13 protein-coding genes and 1 pseudogene are annotated in these 15,187 nt (G+C 63.1%); 6 read left to right on the top strand and 8 right to left on the bottom strand.

What is annotated here, in order from left to right; genetic code table 11:
- The first annotated feature begins 1 nt into the window (after window position 1).
- Window positions 2-466, top strand: coding sequence for a hypothetical protein (locus AC0V7N_RS08395; RefSeq protein ID WP_475456390.1), 465 nt, complete (start codon window positions 2-4; stop codon window positions 464-466).
- A gap of 38 nt (window positions 467-504) precedes the next feature.
- Here the strand turns inward: AC0V7N_RS08395 and AC0V7N_RS08390 are convergent.
- Window positions 505-1,139, bottom strand: a pseudogene (locus AC0V7N_RS08390) (L,D-transpeptidase).
- Between AC0V7N_RS08390 and AC0V7N_RS08385 the strand changes: the two are divergent.
- The gene (locus AC0V7N_RS08385; protein WP_475460693.1) at window positions 1,063-1,272 is read left to right on the top strand and encodes a hypothetical protein; all 210 of its coding nucleotides are present in this window, start codon (window positions 1,063-1,065) and stop codon (window positions 1,270-1,272) included. The pseudogene AC0V7N_RS08390 and the gene AC0V7N_RS08385 sit on opposite strands and share 77 nt — an antisense overlap.
- A 149-nt stretch (window positions 1,273-1,421) precedes the next feature.
- On the opposite strand, the gene pyk is transcribed toward AC0V7N_RS08385, so the two are convergent.
- Window positions 1,422-2,858, bottom strand: coding sequence for a pyruvate kinase (gene pyk, locus AC0V7N_RS08380; RefSeq protein WP_496627789.1), 1,437 nt, complete (start codon window positions 2,856-2,858; stop codon window positions 1,422-1,424).
- Window positions 2,855-3,322 carry a DUF1036 domain-containing protein gene (locus AC0V7N_RS08375; protein ID WP_475460245.1) on the bottom strand — a complete coding sequence of 156 codons (468 nt, stop codon included), beginning with the start codon at window positions 3,320-3,322 and terminating at the stop codon, window positions 2,855-2,857. Before AC0V7N_RS08375 ends, pyk begins: the two co-directional genes overlap by 4 nt.
- A gap of 270 nt (window positions 3,323-3,592) precedes the next feature.
- Here AC0V7N_RS08375 and AC0V7N_RS08370 point away from each other — a divergent pair, with 270 nt between their 5' ends.
- The 3 genes from AC0V7N_RS08370 to AC0V7N_RS08360 all read left to right on the top strand — a co-directional run bounded on the left by AC0V7N_RS08370 (window position 3,593) and on the right by AC0V7N_RS08360 (window position 6,328).
- A complete protein-coding gene (locus AC0V7N_RS08370) occupies window positions 3,593-4,390 on the top strand; it encodes an N-formylglutamate amidohydrolase (RefSeq protein WP_475456387.1) in 798 nt (265 codons plus the stop codon).
- An 11-nt stretch (window positions 4,391-4,401) separates the two neighbouring features.
- On the top strand, window positions 4,402-4,710 hold the full coding sequence (locus AC0V7N_RS08365) for a DUF1244 domain-containing protein (RefSeq protein ID WP_475456385.1): 309 nt from the start codon (window positions 4,402-4,404) through the stop codon (window positions 4,708-4,710).
- A gap of 442 nt (window positions 4,711-5,152) precedes the next feature.
- The gene (locus AC0V7N_RS08360) at window positions 5,153-6,328 is read left to right on the top strand and encodes an MFS transporter (RefSeq protein WP_496627788.1); all 1,176 of its coding nucleotides are present in this window, start codon (window positions 5,153-5,155) and stop codon (window positions 6,326-6,328) included.
- Here the strand turns inward: AC0V7N_RS08360 and AC0V7N_RS08355 are convergent.
- A complete protein-coding gene (locus AC0V7N_RS08355) occupies window positions 6,292-7,200 on the bottom strand; it encodes a LysR family transcriptional regulator (RefSeq protein WP_475456383.1) in 909 nt (302 codons plus the stop codon). The genes AC0V7N_RS08360 and AC0V7N_RS08355 overlap by 37 nt on opposite strands.
- A 107-nt stretch (window positions 7,201-7,307) precedes the next feature.
- On the opposite strand from AC0V7N_RS08355, the gene AC0V7N_RS08350 reads away from it, so the two are divergent.
- On the top strand, window positions 7,308-8,267 hold the full coding sequence (locus AC0V7N_RS08350; RefSeq protein ID WP_475456381.1) for an SDR family oxidoreductase: 960 nt from the start codon (window positions 7,308-7,310) through the stop codon (window positions 8,265-8,267).
- A gap of 49 nt (window positions 8,268-8,316) precedes the next feature.
- Here the strand turns inward: AC0V7N_RS08350 and AC0V7N_RS08345 are convergent, their stop codons facing one another.
- The 4 genes from AC0V7N_RS08345 to AC0V7N_RS08330 all read right to left on the bottom strand — a co-directional run bounded on the left by AC0V7N_RS08345 (window position 8,317) and on the right by AC0V7N_RS08330 (window position 15,017).
- Entirely contained in the window at window positions 8,317-8,475 is a 159-nt protein-coding gene (locus tag AC0V7N_RS08345; protein ID WP_172222942.1) for a DUF3309 family protein, read from the bottom strand.
- Between the two features lie 88 nt (window positions 8,476-8,563).
- Entirely contained in the window at window positions 8,564-11,740 is a 3,177-nt protein-coding gene (locus AC0V7N_RS08340; RefSeq protein ID WP_475456379.1) for an efflux RND transporter permease subunit, read from the bottom strand.
- A 79-nt stretch (window positions 11,741-11,819) separates the two neighbouring features.
- Window positions 11,820-12,995, bottom strand: coding sequence for an efflux RND transporter periplasmic adaptor subunit (locus AC0V7N_RS08335; protein ID WP_475456377.1), 1,176 nt, complete (start codon window positions 12,993-12,995; stop codon window positions 11,820-11,822).
- A gap of 891 nt (window positions 12,996-13,886) precedes the next feature.
- Window positions 13,887-15,017, bottom strand: a complete 1,131-nt coding sequence (locus AC0V7N_RS08330) for a patatin-like phospholipase family protein (protein WP_475456375.1) — start codon at window positions 15,015-15,017, stop codon at window positions 13,887-13,889.
- Between the last annotated feature and the right edge of the window lie 170 nt (window positions 15,018-15,187).

The following is a 15,187-nucleotide window of genomic DNA, read 5'->3' as shown; positions in this document are numbered from 1 at the left end:
CATGTATGTCCTCAAGCACGGCATAAAGAGAAATCCGGAGAGGCGCTGGGCGTTGCCGGATCGCATCTTTTTCGGTTACGGCGCATTCCACATTCTTGCAGGTGTTTTCCTCAAGCACCCCCCGCTTGAAGATTTCTACGCGGAACGGATCATCCCGGACGGAACCTTTTCGGGAAACCATGTCTATGTGACGAACGGCAGGATCGCCTTCGACTACCACGGATACTCCAGCCGCGAGCGGCTCCTGGATCATCATCGGAGGGGCTGGGCCTCTCACAGTGCCGGTTGGCACTGCACGATCGAGAAGGTCGATTTCGACTTGCTCGACACAACGGAATTGAATCGGCGAAAGATGCTAGGCCCGGATCAGTACCTCTATGGCGCAGTTCTACGTGCACGCCGGTTTCTTCAGCAAAAAGACCACGCTGAAGCGGCGGCAAGAGCGCTCAGGATCGCTACGGCTTGAAGCCCTTCGGGCCGCAATCCGCGACGCGGCACCATACACTAGATGACCAGCAGCGGTGTCTTGCCGGGAACGCGATCGTAGAGGTCCATGACGTCCTGATTGAACATGCGCACGCAGCCTGACGAAGCTGATTTGCCGATGGACTTCCAGTCCGGCGATCCATGGATTCGGTAGAGCGTATCGACGCCGTCCTTGAAGATGTACAGCGCGCGCGACCCGAGCGGGTTGCTGATGCTTGGCTGCATGCCCTGGCGCCATTTCTCCAGCTTCGGATCCCTGCGGATCATTGCCGAAGGCGGTGTCCAGGTCGGCCATTTGCGTTTCCACTGGACGATCGCCCGGCCCTTCCAGGAATAACCCTGGCGCCCGAGACCAACGCCTTGCCGTCCTCGAGCACCCAGTAAAGGTGTTTATCGGTCGTGTTGACCACGATCGTGCCGGGTTTTTCGCCAGTTGGATCGTCGACGATCTGCCACAGGAACCGCTCGTCGACCTTGCTGAAGGGGATCGCCGGCAGCGCATGGCCGCCATCTTCGACCGCGCTGTACATGCTCGCATAGTCCGGCGACGCCGTGGTTTCGGGTGCGGCATCTTCAATGGGCGCCCTTTCTGGCACCGGCTCGAGCGGTGCCGGATTCAACGGAGCGGCCACGCTGATCGACTGTCTGGGCATTTGGGCACAGGCCGAAATCGCCGAAACGCCAACAAGCGACAGCCCGGTCAGAAGCGACCGGCGTGAAACGAAAAATGACATTCAATACTTTCAAACGATGGGAAATGCCGACAGGAAGGAAGGCGGCCATTGATGCCGCGTCACCGGTGTCTTGTAGAGGCGATCAGGGCGACCCTGTGTCGAGACAAAGGCTGGGATCATTGTCCGAGCCTTTGTTGCATTATGGCCACAGCGAGATGCGCACGAAACCGTGCGACACGCTTCGGTCAGGAAAACAACAGCTTACCGGCTGCCCTGCGCTTCAGAGCCGACATAGGCGATGCGCAGCATGTTGGTCGAGCCGGGTGTCCTCAGCGGCACACCGGCCGTGATGATGACGCGGTCGCCCGGCTTGCCGAAGCCTTCTTCCAGCGCGATGCGGCACGCGCGGTTGACCATGTCGTCGAGGTCGCTGGCATCGGGCGAGACGACGCAATGCGTGCCCCACAAAAGCGACAGCCGCCGCGCGGTGTTGAGGATCGGCGACAGCGCGATGATCGGCACTTGCGGCCGTTCGCGCGCGGCGCGCAGGCCAGTGGTGCCGGACGCCGTGTAGGTGATGATCGCCGCCAGCCTCAGCGTTTCGGCGATCTCGCGGGCGGCCAGCGAAATGGCGTCGGCGCCGGTCGCTTCCGGCTCGGAGCGCTGGGCGTTGATGATGCCGGCATAGGTCGGGTCGGTTTCGACCTTGGCGGCGATGCGGTCCATCATCGCCACGGCCTCGACCGGATAGGCGCCGGCAGCCGATTCCGCCGACAGCATGATGGCGTCGGCGCCCTCGAAGACGGCGATTGAGACGTCGGAGACTTCGGCGCGGGTCGGCACCGGTGCGGTGATCATCGATTCCAGCATCTGCGTGGCGACCACCACCGGCTTGCCGGCGCGGCGCGCGGCGCGCGTGATCTGCTTCTGGATGCCGGGCACGGCTTCGAGCGGCATTTCGACACCGAGATCGCCGCGGGCGACCATCAGCGCGTCGGACAGTTCGATGATCTCGGCCAGCCGGGCAACGGCCTGCGGCTTTTCGATCTTGGCCATGATCAGCGCTCGGCCGCGCGCGATCTTGCGCGCCTCGGCCAGATCTTCCGGCCGCTGCACGAAGGACAGCGCGACCCAGTCGACGCCCGTGGCGAGCACCGCGTCGAGGTCCTTGCGGTCCTTCTCGGTCAGCGCGCCGACCGGCAGGTCGGTATCGGGCAGGCTGACGCCCTTCTTGTCGGAAATCGTCGTGCCGGCGACAACCGTGCAGACGATCGACTTGCCGTCGCTCTTGACTGCCTTCAGCTCGAGCTTGCCGTCATCGATCAAAAGACGGTGACCGGCCTCGACCGAGCTCAGGATCTCCGGATGCGGCAGATAGACCCTGGTCGACGTGCCGGGCTCGGGATTGTCGTCGAGCGTGAAGGTCTGGCCCTGCGTCAGCACTTCCTTGCCATTGGCGAACTTGCCGACGCGCAGCTTGGGACCCTGCAGATCGGCGAGGATGCCGATCGGCCGGCCAACCTTTTCCTCGACCGAACGGATGCGGCCGACCAGCGTGCGCATCAGCTCGTGGTCGGTATGGCTCATATTGATGCGGAACACATCGGCGCCCGCCTCGAACAATTTCTTCAGCATCTCCTCGGAGGAGGAGGCCGGACCGATTGTGGCTAGGATCTTGACCTTGCGGCTGCGTCTCATTGACTGTTGGTTCCCGGGGCGGCGGCTGGAGCGCCTCCCGTTGCGGGCTCATCGGTCAGCTGGACCATCCAGCTTGCCTGTTCGCCCGTGTCATATTCCTGAAATCCGGCGCGCTGAAAGCCCCGGGCGACGCAGTCGTTTACGCCGGCGATCTTGAACTCTTTTTCAGCCACGCACATGTTGATCGGGCCGTCCCAGCGTCCACCGCGCTCAGCGTCTTCTGCATAAAGATAGTAAAACCTTGATGACAGCGGCCCTTCGATCAACGTCTTGCAGCTCGATCCTTCGATGTGCCACCAGCCCTCGGTGATCCAGCCGGCCTTGGCGCGATAGCCGATGCCGACACCGACCAGGTTCTGCGTGGCGTTGCAGACGCGGAAATCGGCGCGCGCCGGCGAGGCCGTGACCATCGCCGAAACGCCAACGGTCAGGATCAGGAACGGCATGGCACAAGCAGAGCGCATGCGCTGCCTGCCGGCGGAACCCATCCCAAAACCCCTCAAGAACCACATCAGCATCTCTCTGCGCCCCTTTTCGGAAAAGTCCGGGCGCATGTCAACGCGCCGTTTTGATCAATTCCAATCGATTTAGGAAGGCTCCCGGCGCACTATCCGTCGCCCTGCGCCAGATTTCCCGGGAAACCTTGGCCAAACAACGGCATTGCACACGCGTCGTCTTCGTGGAATGACGATAGCACCCTCCCCGGAAGCCAGCGAACAGACCATTTCCCGCCAATGACCCGATCCACAGTTTTCGCGCCTTTCGACATTGTCGAGGGCGACCGCAAGCGGGGCATCGTGCTTCTGGGCGATCATGCCCGCCGCGACCTGCCCGACGACTATGGCAGCCTCGGCCTGCCTGCGGCGGAGTTCGACCGCCACATCGCTTATGATATCGGCGTCGAGGCGGTGACACGCGAACTCGCCGCCTCGCTCGGCGTGCCGGCGCTGATCGCCAATTTTTCGCGGCTGTTGATCGACCCCAATCGCGGCGAGGACGATCCGACACTCATTCGCCAGCTCTATGACGGCACCGTCGTGCCGGGAAACTATCCCATGGCGCCGGAGGAACGCGAAAGGCGGCTCGACCGCTTCTACCGGCCCTACCACGACGCCGTCGGCGCCATGATCGCTTCGGTCGCGCAGGCTTCCGGCCAGGCGCCCTTCATCTTCTCAGTGCATTCCTTCACGCCGGTCATGCAGGGCAGGCAGCGTCCCTGGCATGTCGGCATTCTCTGGGATCTGGACGATCGGGTGGCGCGGCCGCTGATCGATATGCTGGCCGAGGACAAAGACCTCGTCGTCGGCGACAATGAGCCCTATGACGGCGCACTGCGCGGCGACACCATGTTCAAACACGCCATCGTCAATGGCTATGCCCACGCACTGATCGAGATCCGCCAGGACCTGATAGCGGACCAGAAGGGTGCGGTCGCCTGGGCCGAGCGTCTGGCGCCGATCGTTGACGCGATCGACCGCCATCCCGATATACATGTCGTAAAGATGTTCGGCTCGCGCACCGGGCCGTTATGACGGAGGTTTCGATGACTGAACTCAGCGACGAGCAGAAGCGCGACTTCGAAGCCGCCGCCTTTCGCCGGCTGGTCGAGCATCTCAGAGAACGCAACGACGTGCAGAACATCGACCTGATGAACCTCGCCGGCTTCTGCCGCAACTGCCTGTCGAACTGGTATCGCGAAGCGGCCAATGCCGAGGGCGTCGATCTTTCCAAGGACCAGTCGCGTGAGATCGTCTACGGCATGCCCTATGCTGAATGGCAGGCGCTCAACCAGACGGAAGCCTCCGATGCCAAGAAGGCCGAATTCGAGGCCAGGCGTCCGAAGGACCATTAGCCACTTTGATAGGGCGAGCGGTCTCCAGCCACGCTCGTCCGGCGTCTCGGATGGGCCAGGTTTCCGCAGCTTCGTCATCCTAGGGTGGAGCAGTCGCGAAGCGACGTCGCGGAAACCCTAGGATCCATGCAGCGACGCTCGCCAAGAGCACAGCGGCTCAGAATGAGGGTCGCGCTCACCGGAGCTGGTTCTGCACCGAAGCAGCGCACGCAAGTCGCGGCATGGATCCTCGGGTCTGCGCCGCGTCGCTACGCTCCTTGCTCCGCCCGTGGATGACGAAGGGAGGGCGTTTCCGCTAATCTCCAACGCAGTTAAGTCCGTCAAGAACGATGCTTGTCCCATTTCCTCTTTGGTCCAAGCACTTCCTCGATCCCGGTTCTTGACTACAAATTGAATCGATCTAATTTGCCGCGCAAAGCCATTTTCTGACCGGATTCGCCTTATGAACGCGCAAAGCGCCATGCAGACTGCCATTCGCGGGCGATGGGCCGTGGCGGCCATTTTCCTTGCCAATGGCTTCCTGACCGGCAGCTGGGCGCCGCAAATCCCGGTGTTCCTGACCCGGCTCGACATTACGAAATTCACCCTTGGCCTGCTGATCCTTTTGTTCGGCGCCGGCGCGGTCACCGCCATGACCTGGTGCGGCCACCTGATCTCGAAGCACGGCTCGCGCACCGTGCTGCGCTGGTTCGGCCTTTGCGGCAGTCTCGGCCTGCTTGTGGTGGCGCTAGCGCCCAACGTACCGCTGGCGGCCATCGCCATGTTCATCTTCGGCGGTTCGATCGGCGGCATGGATGTCGCCATGAATGCCAATGCAGTGGTGGTCGAGCGAAAATTGTCCCGCGCGATCATGTCGTCCTCGCATGGCTTCTGGAGTCTCGGCGGCTTCGCCGGCGGCGCGCTTGGCGGCTTCGCCATCCAGCACTACGGCCACCTCGCCCATGCCGCGGTCGTGACGGTGCTTGCCTTCGCGGCGATCGTGATGGCGGTCGGGTATCTCGTCGCCGAGGACAGGCCGCAGGCGGCCGAGCATCATAAATTCACGCTGCCGGCAAACCCGCTGGTCTACCTGATCGGCCTGATGGCGCTGCTGACGATGGTCTCCGAAGGCGCGGTGCTCGACTGGGCGGCACTGTATCTCAGGCAGGAACTTGGCGCCGACCTCGCCGTCGCCGGACTTGCCTATGCCGCGTTTTCAGGCGTCATGGCGATCATGCGCTTCTTCGGCGACGGCGTGCGCAACCGTTTTGGCGCTGTGACGACGCTGCGCGGCTCGGCCGTTGTCGCCGCCGCCGGCATGCTGGTCGCCGGCCTGTCGCCGTCGCCCTGGCTTGCCATCGCGGCCTTTGCGCTTTGCGGCTTCGGCATCGCCAACATGGTGCCGATCCTCTTTTCGGCCGGCGGCAACCAGGAAGGCATGTCGTCGGGCACCGGCATGAGCGTCGTCACCACCATGGGCTATTCCGGCATTCTGGTGGCGCCGTCGGCGATCGGCTTCGTCGCCGAACATTCCAGCTTCGGGCCGATCTTCATCGCCATGTCGGTGCTGCTGATCGTCGTCTTGCTGATGGCGGGCCTCGCTCACCGCGCCGAATTCGCCGCCGCCCCCGCCGAATAGCGTTTCAGCTCCTCGTGGAGAAAATCCGCCACACGGCGGATGCGCACGCTGCTGCGCACATCGCGATGCATGGCCAGCCACACCGGCAGGTTTGGCAGCGGCAGGCCAGGCAGAACCTTCTCCACCAGCGGATCGCGATCGGCCAGCGGCTCCTGGCCAAGGCCGATGCCGTTTCCCGCCCGCACCGCCTCCCACAGGACGATCTGGTTGTCGGCCCTGAAGCGGAAACTGCCGCGGGTGACAGGGATGCCATGCTGAACAAAGCCCCTGATCATCTCGTCGCTGCGGTCGAAGCCGATCAGGGCGTGGTCAACGAGGTCGGCCGGCCCGAGCGGGCGGCCGCGCCTCTCGAGATAGGAAATGGCCGCACAGGCGCAGAGCGGGATATCGCAGACCTTGCGCGCCACCAGTTCGTTCTGTGCCGGCTTGACCTTGCGGATGGCGATGTCGGCGTCCCGGCGCAGCAGGTTCTCGACCTGGTTCGAGGCAACGATCTCGACCTCGACGCCGGGCTCCTCAATGCCGAGCCGCGCCATCATGTCGGGTAGCACATAGGCCGCCACCACTTCGCTGGCGGCAATGCGCACCGTGCCTTCGATTGCCTCGACCGAACCAAGCGCCAGCCGTGAAAACGCACTCGCCTGTTCGCTGACCGCCTTGCCGCGCTCAAACAGCGTGGCGCCGGCTTCGGTCAGCGCATAGCCGCTCCGCCCACGCCTAAACAGTGTGACGCCGAGCGCCTGTTCCAACTCCCCGATGTGACGGCCAAGCGTCGGCTGGCTGGCCGACAGTTTTCGCGCGGCGGCCGACAGGCTGCCGGTTTCCGCCACGGTGACGAAGCTCTTGATCAGGTTCCAATCAATGTCTTCCATTCAATAATGAATATCAAAACTGCATCCATGGTCAATTTCAATTCATCGATGAGGCAATCATATTCGCCCTGCAAACACCGAAACGGATTTCAACCAGGAGAACTCAAATGACCAAGATCGCAATTCTCGGCGCCAATGGCCGCCTCGGCCGCGTCGTTGCCAAAGCCTTCATCGACGCCGGCTTCGACGTCCGCGCCATCACCCGCAGCGGCAAGGTGCCGGCCGAACTCGAAGGCGCCACGGCGGTTGCCGGCGATGCGCTGGACCGTCAGTCGCTGATCCGCGCCACCGAAGGTGTCGATATCATCTTCAACGGCCTCAACCCGATCTACACCGACTGGGGCAAATGCCTGCCGATGGCTGAGAATGTCATGGCCGCCTGCCGTGCCAACGGCACGCTGCATCTGTTCCCCGGTACCGTCTACAATTACGGCTCGCCGATGCCGGCGGTGATCACGGAAGACACGCCGTTCCATCCGACGACGGAAAAAGGCCGCATCCGCTGCGCCATGGAAGACTTGTTTCGCAGCGAGGCCGACGCAGGCCGGGTGCGCACCATTCTTCTGCGCGCCGGCGACTTCTTCGGCGGCACCGGCAGCGGCTCATGGTTCGACCTGGTCGTCGCCGAGAAGATGGGCAAGGGCATCTACACGGCGCCCGGCCCAGTCGACCTCGTGCATGAATGGGCTTATTTGCCGGACTTCGCCGTAGGCTTTGTCGCGTTGGCCAGGAATCTCGACAAGCTCGGCTCCTATGAGGCGCTGAATTTTCCGGGTCACGCCATCACCGATCTGCAGATCAAGGCCGCTGCCGAAAAGGCGCTCGGCCGTCGCCTGAAGATGACCTCGATGCCCTGGTGGGTGCTGCGTGCCGGTAGCCCGTTCGTGGCGATGTGGCGCGAGATCGTCTCGATGTCCTATCTGCGCTTCGAACCGCACCAACTGGCCTCGACGCGGCTGGAAGGCATCATCGGCGAAATCCCGCACACGCCGCTGGATCAGGCGGTCGCCCAGGCCCTCGAGGACATCGGCATCGCCACTGTGAAGGGCTCGTCGAAAGCTGCCTGAGCCACGTCGGCGGGCCATGCCGGCCCCGTCCACCCACATCGAAGGCGGTTCAGAGCCGCCCCATCAGCAACAACACCAGAACCACCACCAGCACCACGCCAAGAATGCCCGACGGTCCATAACCCCAGGAGCGCGAATGCGGCCAGGCCGGCACCGCGCCGATTAGGATAAGGATCAGGACAATGATGACGATGGTGGTGATTGGCATGAGACTTCCCCGCGCATTGTTTCGGGGACAATGCAAAGGCCGCCCGGTTGTTCCGGACGGCCTTTGCCATTCAAATCATGCAGTGTGTCTATTCGGCGGCTTTTGGAAAGGCGATGGCGGGTTCCGCGCCGGCATCCACCGTCGGCGCATCCGATGAAATCTCGCCCTTGCCACGCCGGAACAGCCGGCTGAACAGACCGCGCCGCGCACCGGGTTTGACCTTGGCGCGGGTGAACACCATCAGCATCGACGGCGTCACCACGAGCGTCAGCACGGTCGCGAAGGACAGGCCGAAGACGATCGCCGAGGACAGCGAAATCCACCATTGCGTCGACGGCGCGTTGATCGTCGTCTCGTGATGGAAGATTTCCAGCCCCAGGCCGAAGGCGATCGGCAGCACGCCGAGAATGGCCGACACCGCCGTCAGCACCACCGGTCGCGCACGCTCGCGGCAGGTCTGCAGCACGGCCTCCATCTTGTCCCAGCCCTCTTCGCGCAACCGGTCATAGGTGTCGATCAGCACGATGTTGTTGTTGACCACCACGCCGGCCAGCGCGATAACGCCAATGCCGGACATGACGATGCCGAACGTCTCGCCTGTTATCAGCAGTCCGAGGAACACGCCGATCGTCGCCATGACCACGCAGGACAGCACCAGCCAGACGCTGGTGAACTTGTTGAACTGCGCCAACAGCACCAGGAAGATCAGGAAGATCGCCGCACCGAAGGCCTTGCTGAGGAAGGCGCTGGCCTCGGCGCTGTCCTCGTTCGAGCCGGCCAGCTTCCAGCGGATGCCGCTGCCGAGATTCATATCGGTGACGGCCTGGGTGACCTCCTGCTGCACGGCGGCGACCTGGGCGCCGGCAGCGACGTTGGCCTGCACCACCACGGTGCGGGCGCCGTCGATGCGGTTGAGGATGCCGACGCTCGGCTTCGCCTTGCGGACGACGAAGTTCGAGATCGGCACCGATCCTTGCGAGGTCTGCACCCTGAGCTCGTCGAGCGTCGACAGCGTGCGCCGGTCCTCCGGCAGACGCAGGCGGATGTCGACGGCCTTGTCGGCACCGGCGGGCCGGTATTCCGACAGCTTCAAACCGTTGGTGACAAGCTGCACCACCGTCCCGACCGAAGTCGGACTGATGCCATATTGCGCGGCCTTGGCGCGGTCGACCTCAATCGCCCAGTCGACGCCGGGCGGCGGCAAGCCGTCGGAAATGTCGATGACTCCGGGCACCTTGGCGATCCGCGCCGCCACCGCTCGCGCCTTCTCGTCCAGTCCCTTGGGGTCGACGGCCGAAAGCCTGATCTGGATCGGCTTGCCTGTCGGCGGACCAGCCTCCGGCACGCGAACCTCGACATCGACGCCGGGAATCCCGGCCATGACGCCACGCAGATCGTTCAGGATATCGTTCGCCGATTTGCGCTCGCGCCAGTCGATGAACTCGTACTGGATGACGCCGACGACGTCTTCGGGCACATCCTGGCCGCCGCCGTCGGATTTGCCGACGCGGGTATAGACCGACTTCACGCCTGGCCAGCCAAGCAGCCGGTTTTCGGCAATCTTGGTCGCCGTGTCCATTTCGGCCAGCGAAAGGTTGCCGCGGGCGTGCACGTAGAGCAGGCCGTAGTCGGGCTCGACACTCGGGAAGAACTCGACGCCGGCGCCATATTTCGAATAGCCAACGAAGATGCCGGCCAGCAGGACGACGGTAAGCACCATCACGGTGATGGGGAAGCGCACCGCCTGTTTGACGACCGCCATGTACCAGCCGTCGCGATTGTCATCCTCGTGATGCTCCGGCGCCTTGGCGAAGATCGCGCCCAGCGTCGGCGCGAAGACCAGCGCGTAGAGCATCGAGGCCGACAGCGTGACGATCAGCGTGATCGGCATGTACTTCATGAAGTCGCCGATGATGCCGGGCCAGAACAGCAGCGGCGAGAAGGCGGCGATGCGCGTCATCGTCGCCGCGATGACCGGACCGGCCATGCGCTTGGCGGCAAGCGCGAAGGCTTCCTGCTTGGGCATGCCCTCGCTCATCCGTCGTTCGGCGAACTCGGTGACGATGATGGCGTCATCGACCAGCATGCCGACGGCCAGGATGAGGCTGAACAGCACGATCATGTTGATCGTGTAGCCCATCATGGCGAGCAACAGGATGCCGATCAGGAAGGACGACGGGATGGCGAGGCCAATGAGCAGCGAGGCGCGGCCCGACAAAGCGTACAGAATGACGATGAACACCAGGATGACGGCGATCATCACATGGTTCTGCAGGTCGCCCAGCAACTGGTTGACGAAGACCGACTTGTCCTGCGTGTAGGTGACGTGCATCCCTTCGGGCATCGTCTTGACGAAGGTATCGGACACCTCCCTGACCTTCGTCAGCGTGTCGATCAGATTGGCGCCGATGCGCTTCTTGACTTCGATAGCGATGGCCGGCTTGCCGTTCAGCCGCGTGATCGTCGTGGCGTCGGCAAAGGTCGAGCGGATCGTCGCGATGTCCTTGGCCTGCACCACGGCATTGGGGCCGGCGACCACGGGGAGTGCAGCCACGTCTTCGGGCGTCTCGATCAGTGACGGCACCTTGACGGCGTATTTGCCTTCCGAGCCCTCGATGTTGCCGGCGGCGACAAGGCTGTTGGAAGCGCCGACGGCGCCGATCAGCTGGTCGAGCTGCAAGCCGTAGGACGACAGCTTCATCGGATCGATGACGACTTCGACGAGATCGTCGCGCGAGCCCTGCAGCGAGCCTTCGAGAACGCCGGGCACCTCTTCGATACGGTCGCGCAGTTCGCGTGCGGCGGCGGCCAGCACGCGTTCGGGCAATTCGCCGGACAAGGTGACGACGAGCACCGGGAATTCGGAAATATTGACCTCGGTGACGACAGGCTCCTCGGCCGCCTGCGGCAGGTCGGCCTTGCCGTCCTGCACCTTGGAGCGCGTATCCTGCAGTGCCGTCGCCAGGTTCGTCTGCGGCTGGAACTCGACCAGCACATAGCCGCCACCCTGGAAGGCGGCCGAGCGCATCTCCTTGAGGCCTTTGAGGCTCTTCAGCTTGCTTTCCATCGGCCGCAGCAGAAGGCGCTCGGAATCCTCAGGCGAAATGCCTTGATAGATCAGGCTGACATACATCATCGGAATCGGAACGTCGGGTTCCGCTTCCTTCGGCGTCGACTGATAGGCGACCCAGCCTGCAATCAGCAGGAAGACCAGGACCGAGATGGTCAGGCGGGCATTGTTGATTGCGAGTCTGACGATATCCATGACTTGTGCCTGCTGTTGCTTTCGGGAGTGGCGAACGGACTGACGTCGCCGGGCAGAGCCCGGCGCCGGCGCCCTTGCGCTACTGCGTGCCGGCGGTGGCTTCGCCAATCAGCTTGTTGATGGTCGCCTGGTCGGCCTCGACCGGCTTGACCTCATCGCCTTCCTTCACCAGTTCCTGGCCGGCAACGATGATGCGCGCATCGGCCGGGATGCCGCCAAGCACGAGCCCGGTCGGCGTGTCATCGACAAGATCGATCGGGAAGAACGCCACCTTGTTGTCCTTGCCGACGGCGCGGATGCCGAGATCGCCCTTGTCGCCGAGCGTCACCACTGAACGCGGCAGCAGGACCGCGTCGGTCGGCAGCGCGCTGAGCTGGATTTCCGCTGTCATGCCGGCCGGCACCGAGCCGTCGGCATTGGGGATGGCAACCTCGATACGGAAGGTACGGGTCGCTGACGACGCGTCGCGGCTGATATAGCGCACGGTGCCTTGGACGGTCTGGCCGCTGACCAGCCGAACGCTGGCCTTGTCACCGATCTTGAGATAGCCGAGGTCGCGCTCGCTGATCTCGCCGCGCGCGATCACCGGATCGAGCTTGAGGATGGTCGCCACCTCACCGCCCTGCATGACGGAGCTGCCGAGTTCCACCGGCACCCGGTCGATGACGCCGTCGAAAGGCGCCTTGACCTCATTGCGGTCGAGTTCGGCCTGCGCGGTATCCAGCTGCGATTGCGCCAGGGTCAGATTGGAGCGGGCGGTGTCGAGCTGCAGCTTGGGCAGATTGCCTGATTTCATCAGCCGCAGCGACGCGTCCAGCTCTGCCTGACGCTGCGCGACAAGCTGCTTGGCATTGTCGACCATCGAGATCTTTTCCTCGGCGGCCAGCATCAGCACCAGATCGCCGGTCTTGACGTGATCGCCTTGCTTGACCGGCAGCTTGTCGATGACGCCGGCAACGCGGGTTGCGAGCACGGCGCGCTTGTCGGCCTCGGTCAGCCCGGAAATGCGGATGGCGCGCGCATAGGTCTTGCGTGGCGGCATCACCACCGCGACGGTGCGCAGCGGCGCCTTCGGTTCGGCTTCCGCCGTCTTCGGCTTGTTCGCGTCCGGCGCCTTGCCCTGCTCGACTTCGGCTGCCTTGGCCTTGTTGGCCGCTACGCTACCGACCGACGAGAATTCGCCTGTCGCCATCCACGCCGCGAAACCAATGAGCACAACAATGGCTGCAAGCTTGTGAAACCTGATTCTCGGCATCGTCGTTTTTTCCGTTGCGGGTTCGGCCAGCACCGCGCCTTCATGACGCGGGCGCGTCGCCGATATGGGTGCGCGCCTGACCGTGTTCAATTTGCCGTGATCGGCGTGCGCGCTTCTACATCAAAGTTGCACCGCAATATAGTCCGAAAGTTGCAGCAGCATTGCGTAGCCGGGCAAGGTGTGGCCGCCGCGAAACTCTTTTCGATCTGCTAAAATACCGGTTCAGCAGACTTGCAGTCGGCTCACGATCTGCCCTCCCAAGACCAGTCCCGAACGACCGATCCGTCATTGCCGACAAGCAGCGCGATGCTCATCGAAACACAGGCGCCATCGCCCGCCGGATTGTTTACCTCGATGCGGATTTTGACCGACGGGCCAGATCATTTTCGGTCAACGAATGACATCAAACTTCAGCAACGTGGCGTTTGACCAATGCATTGGAATTGCACGGGAAATGGCACTACACGCCAATCAGGCGGAGATTGCCCGAGGCCGGTTCGTTGACATGAAACCCGGCATCGAGAACGTCGGTACCCACAGCACTGGAACATCTGGGATCGGCGTGGTCCACCGGTTCGCGAGGTGACGCGAGCACGGTGTAGCTGCGAAACTCAGGCCATTTTCCGTGTCAATTCGCAGGGCTGGTGCCGATCGTTCCGCTCGTGATTTTCCAGCAACACGAAGCCACAGCGCACGGCATCGTGAGGATGTCGGTGGCAGCAGGCGTCAGCATGATGAAGCATCCGCCACACGCGAAGGTTGCCGCCTTGCCGGATCGCCCTATCCGCTATTCCGATTTCCGGAAGACTTCGCTGATGGTCTTGATCGATCCGAGGATAGCCGGACAGTGCCTGATGCAGATCGGCTGTTGCTCCTTCGGCGCCGACGGGCTCAGGCCCGCCGGCGCTCCGCCTCGGGGTTCTTGCGCGCTGCAAGAAACTCCTTGACCCGGCGACCGGGCGCCGGTCCGCGCACCGGCTTGAAACCGTCGTCGAGTTCGCCGGAGAGATCGAGCGTGGGCCGTTTGCCAACGGCATCGTAATTCTCTTCCAGCCAGTCGCTGGCCGCCGTGCGGCCGAGATCTCTGAGATAGCTCAGGAAGGCCCATTCGGCGTTGACCTTGGATGATGCCGACAGGTCCTTGAACGCCTCGTCGGCATCGATGCGGTGCATGCGGATGTCGCGATATTCACCATGCGGCAGCCGGCCGGCGGCGATCAGTTCCTTGACGAAGGCGATCGAACGAAATTCGTTCAACAGCCCGGCATTGAAGGTGATCTCGTCGATGCGGTTCTGGATCTCGTTGGCGCTCTTTGGCGTGCCTTCGCGCACCACCGGATTGATCTGCACCAACAGCACATCCTCCGTTGCCGCCGTCTTGAAGAACGGGAACAGCGCCGGATTGCCACCATAGCCGCCATCCCAATAGGGCACGCCCTTGATCTCGACGGCACGGAACAATTGCGGCAGGCAGGCCGAGGCCATCACCGTGTCGAGATCGATCTCACCATCGGAAAACACCCGCAACTGGCCGGTCTCGACATTGGTGGCGGAGATGAACAGTTCCATCGACTTGCAGGCGCGGACATTCCTGAAATCGATCTCCTGCGCAACCACGTCGCGCAGCGGATTGAGGCCGAGCGGATTGGCGACATAGGGCGAAAACACCCGCGACATGGTGTCGAAGAAGACATAGCCCGGCGTGTTCTCGATCGACCAGTTGCCCCAGGCGACATCCCACGGCATGCGCTGCACCGGGCTGAACCGGCCCTTCGCCGCCACCGCGCGCCAGAAATCGTCGAGCTTCTTGCGTGCGCCCTCGACCCCGCCGCGCACAAATCCATCGGCCAGCGCCACCGCGTTCATGGCGCCGGCGCTGGTGCCGGACACTGCCGATATTTCCAGCCGTCCGTCCTCCAGCAGCCGGTCGAGCACGCCCCAGGAAAAGGCGCCATGCGAGCCGCCGCCCTGAAGCGCGATGTTGATCTTCTTGTTTTCCTCCGCCTTGCCGTTTTTCGTCATGGCGTTCCTGTCATCCTGATGCGCCGGCCTGCCCCAACGTCATTGGAAGAAGCAGTTATCGCCGGTCTATGTTGCAGTGCAGCATATAAGGACGGACCAAGGCAAGAACACGAACACGGTCGCGTGATCACATGAAATTTCGGTCATGCGGAAAAGCCCCTCCGGTTCAG

It is taken from the genome of Mesorhizobium kamtschaticum (assembly GCF_056174585.1).
The sequence above is the reverse complement of the archived record's forward strand: the minus strand, read 5'-3'. Positions and strand labels throughout refer to the sequence as shown.

Excerpts from the sequence above, each read along its gene's own strand:
- AC0V7N_RS08370 (WP_475456387.1), top strand. The coding sequence starts at position 3,593 with ATGACCCGATCCACAGTTTTCGCGCCTTTCGACATTGTCGAGGGCGAC.
- AC0V7N_RS08350 (WP_475456381.1), top strand. The coding sequence starts at position 7,308 with ATGACCAAGATCGCAATTCTCGGCGCCAATGGCCGCCTCGGCCGCGTC.
- pyk (WP_496627789.1), bottom strand. The coding sequence starts at position 2,858 with ATGAGACGCAGCCGCAAGGTCAAGATCCTAGCCACAATCGGTCCGGCC.
- AC0V7N_RS08360 (WP_496627788.1), top strand. The coding sequence starts at position 5,153 with ATGAACGCGCAAAGCGCCATGCAGACTGCCATTCGCGGGCGATGGGCC.
- AC0V7N_RS08355 (WP_475456383.1), bottom strand. The coding sequence starts at position 7,200 with ATGGAAGACATTGATTGGAACCTGATCAAGAGCTTCGTCACCGTGGCG.
- AC0V7N_RS08345 (WP_172222942.1), bottom strand. The coding sequence starts at position 8,475 with ATGCCAATCACCACCATCGTCATCATTGTCCTGATCCTTATCCTAATC.
- AC0V7N_RS08395 (WP_475456390.1), top strand. The coding sequence starts at position 2 with ATGTATGTCCTCAAGCACGGCATAAAGAGAAATCCGGAGAGGCGCTGG.
- AC0V7N_RS08340 (WP_475456379.1), bottom strand. The coding sequence starts at position 11,740 with ATGGATATCGTCAGACTCGCAATCAACAATGCCCGCCTGACCATCTCG.
- AC0V7N_RS08335 (WP_475456377.1), bottom strand. The coding sequence starts at position 12,995 with ATGCCGAGAATCAGGTTTCACAAGCTTGCAGCCATTGTTGTGCTCATT.
- AC0V7N_RS08385 (WP_475460693.1), top strand. The coding sequence starts at position 1,063 with ATGGGCGCCCTTTCTGGCACCGGCTCGAGCGGTGCCGGATTCAACGGA.
- AC0V7N_RS08365 (WP_475456385.1), top strand. The coding sequence starts at position 4,402 with ATGACTGAACTCAGCGACGAGCAGAAGCGCGACTTCGAAGCCGCCGCC.
- AC0V7N_RS08375 (WP_475460245.1), bottom strand. The coding sequence starts at position 3,322 with ATGCGCTCTGCTTGTGCCATGCCGTTCCTGATCCTGACCGTTGGCGTT.
- AC0V7N_RS08330 (WP_475456375.1), bottom strand. The coding sequence starts at position 15,017 with ATGACGAAAAACGGCAAGGCGGAGGAAAACAAGAAGATCAACATCGCG.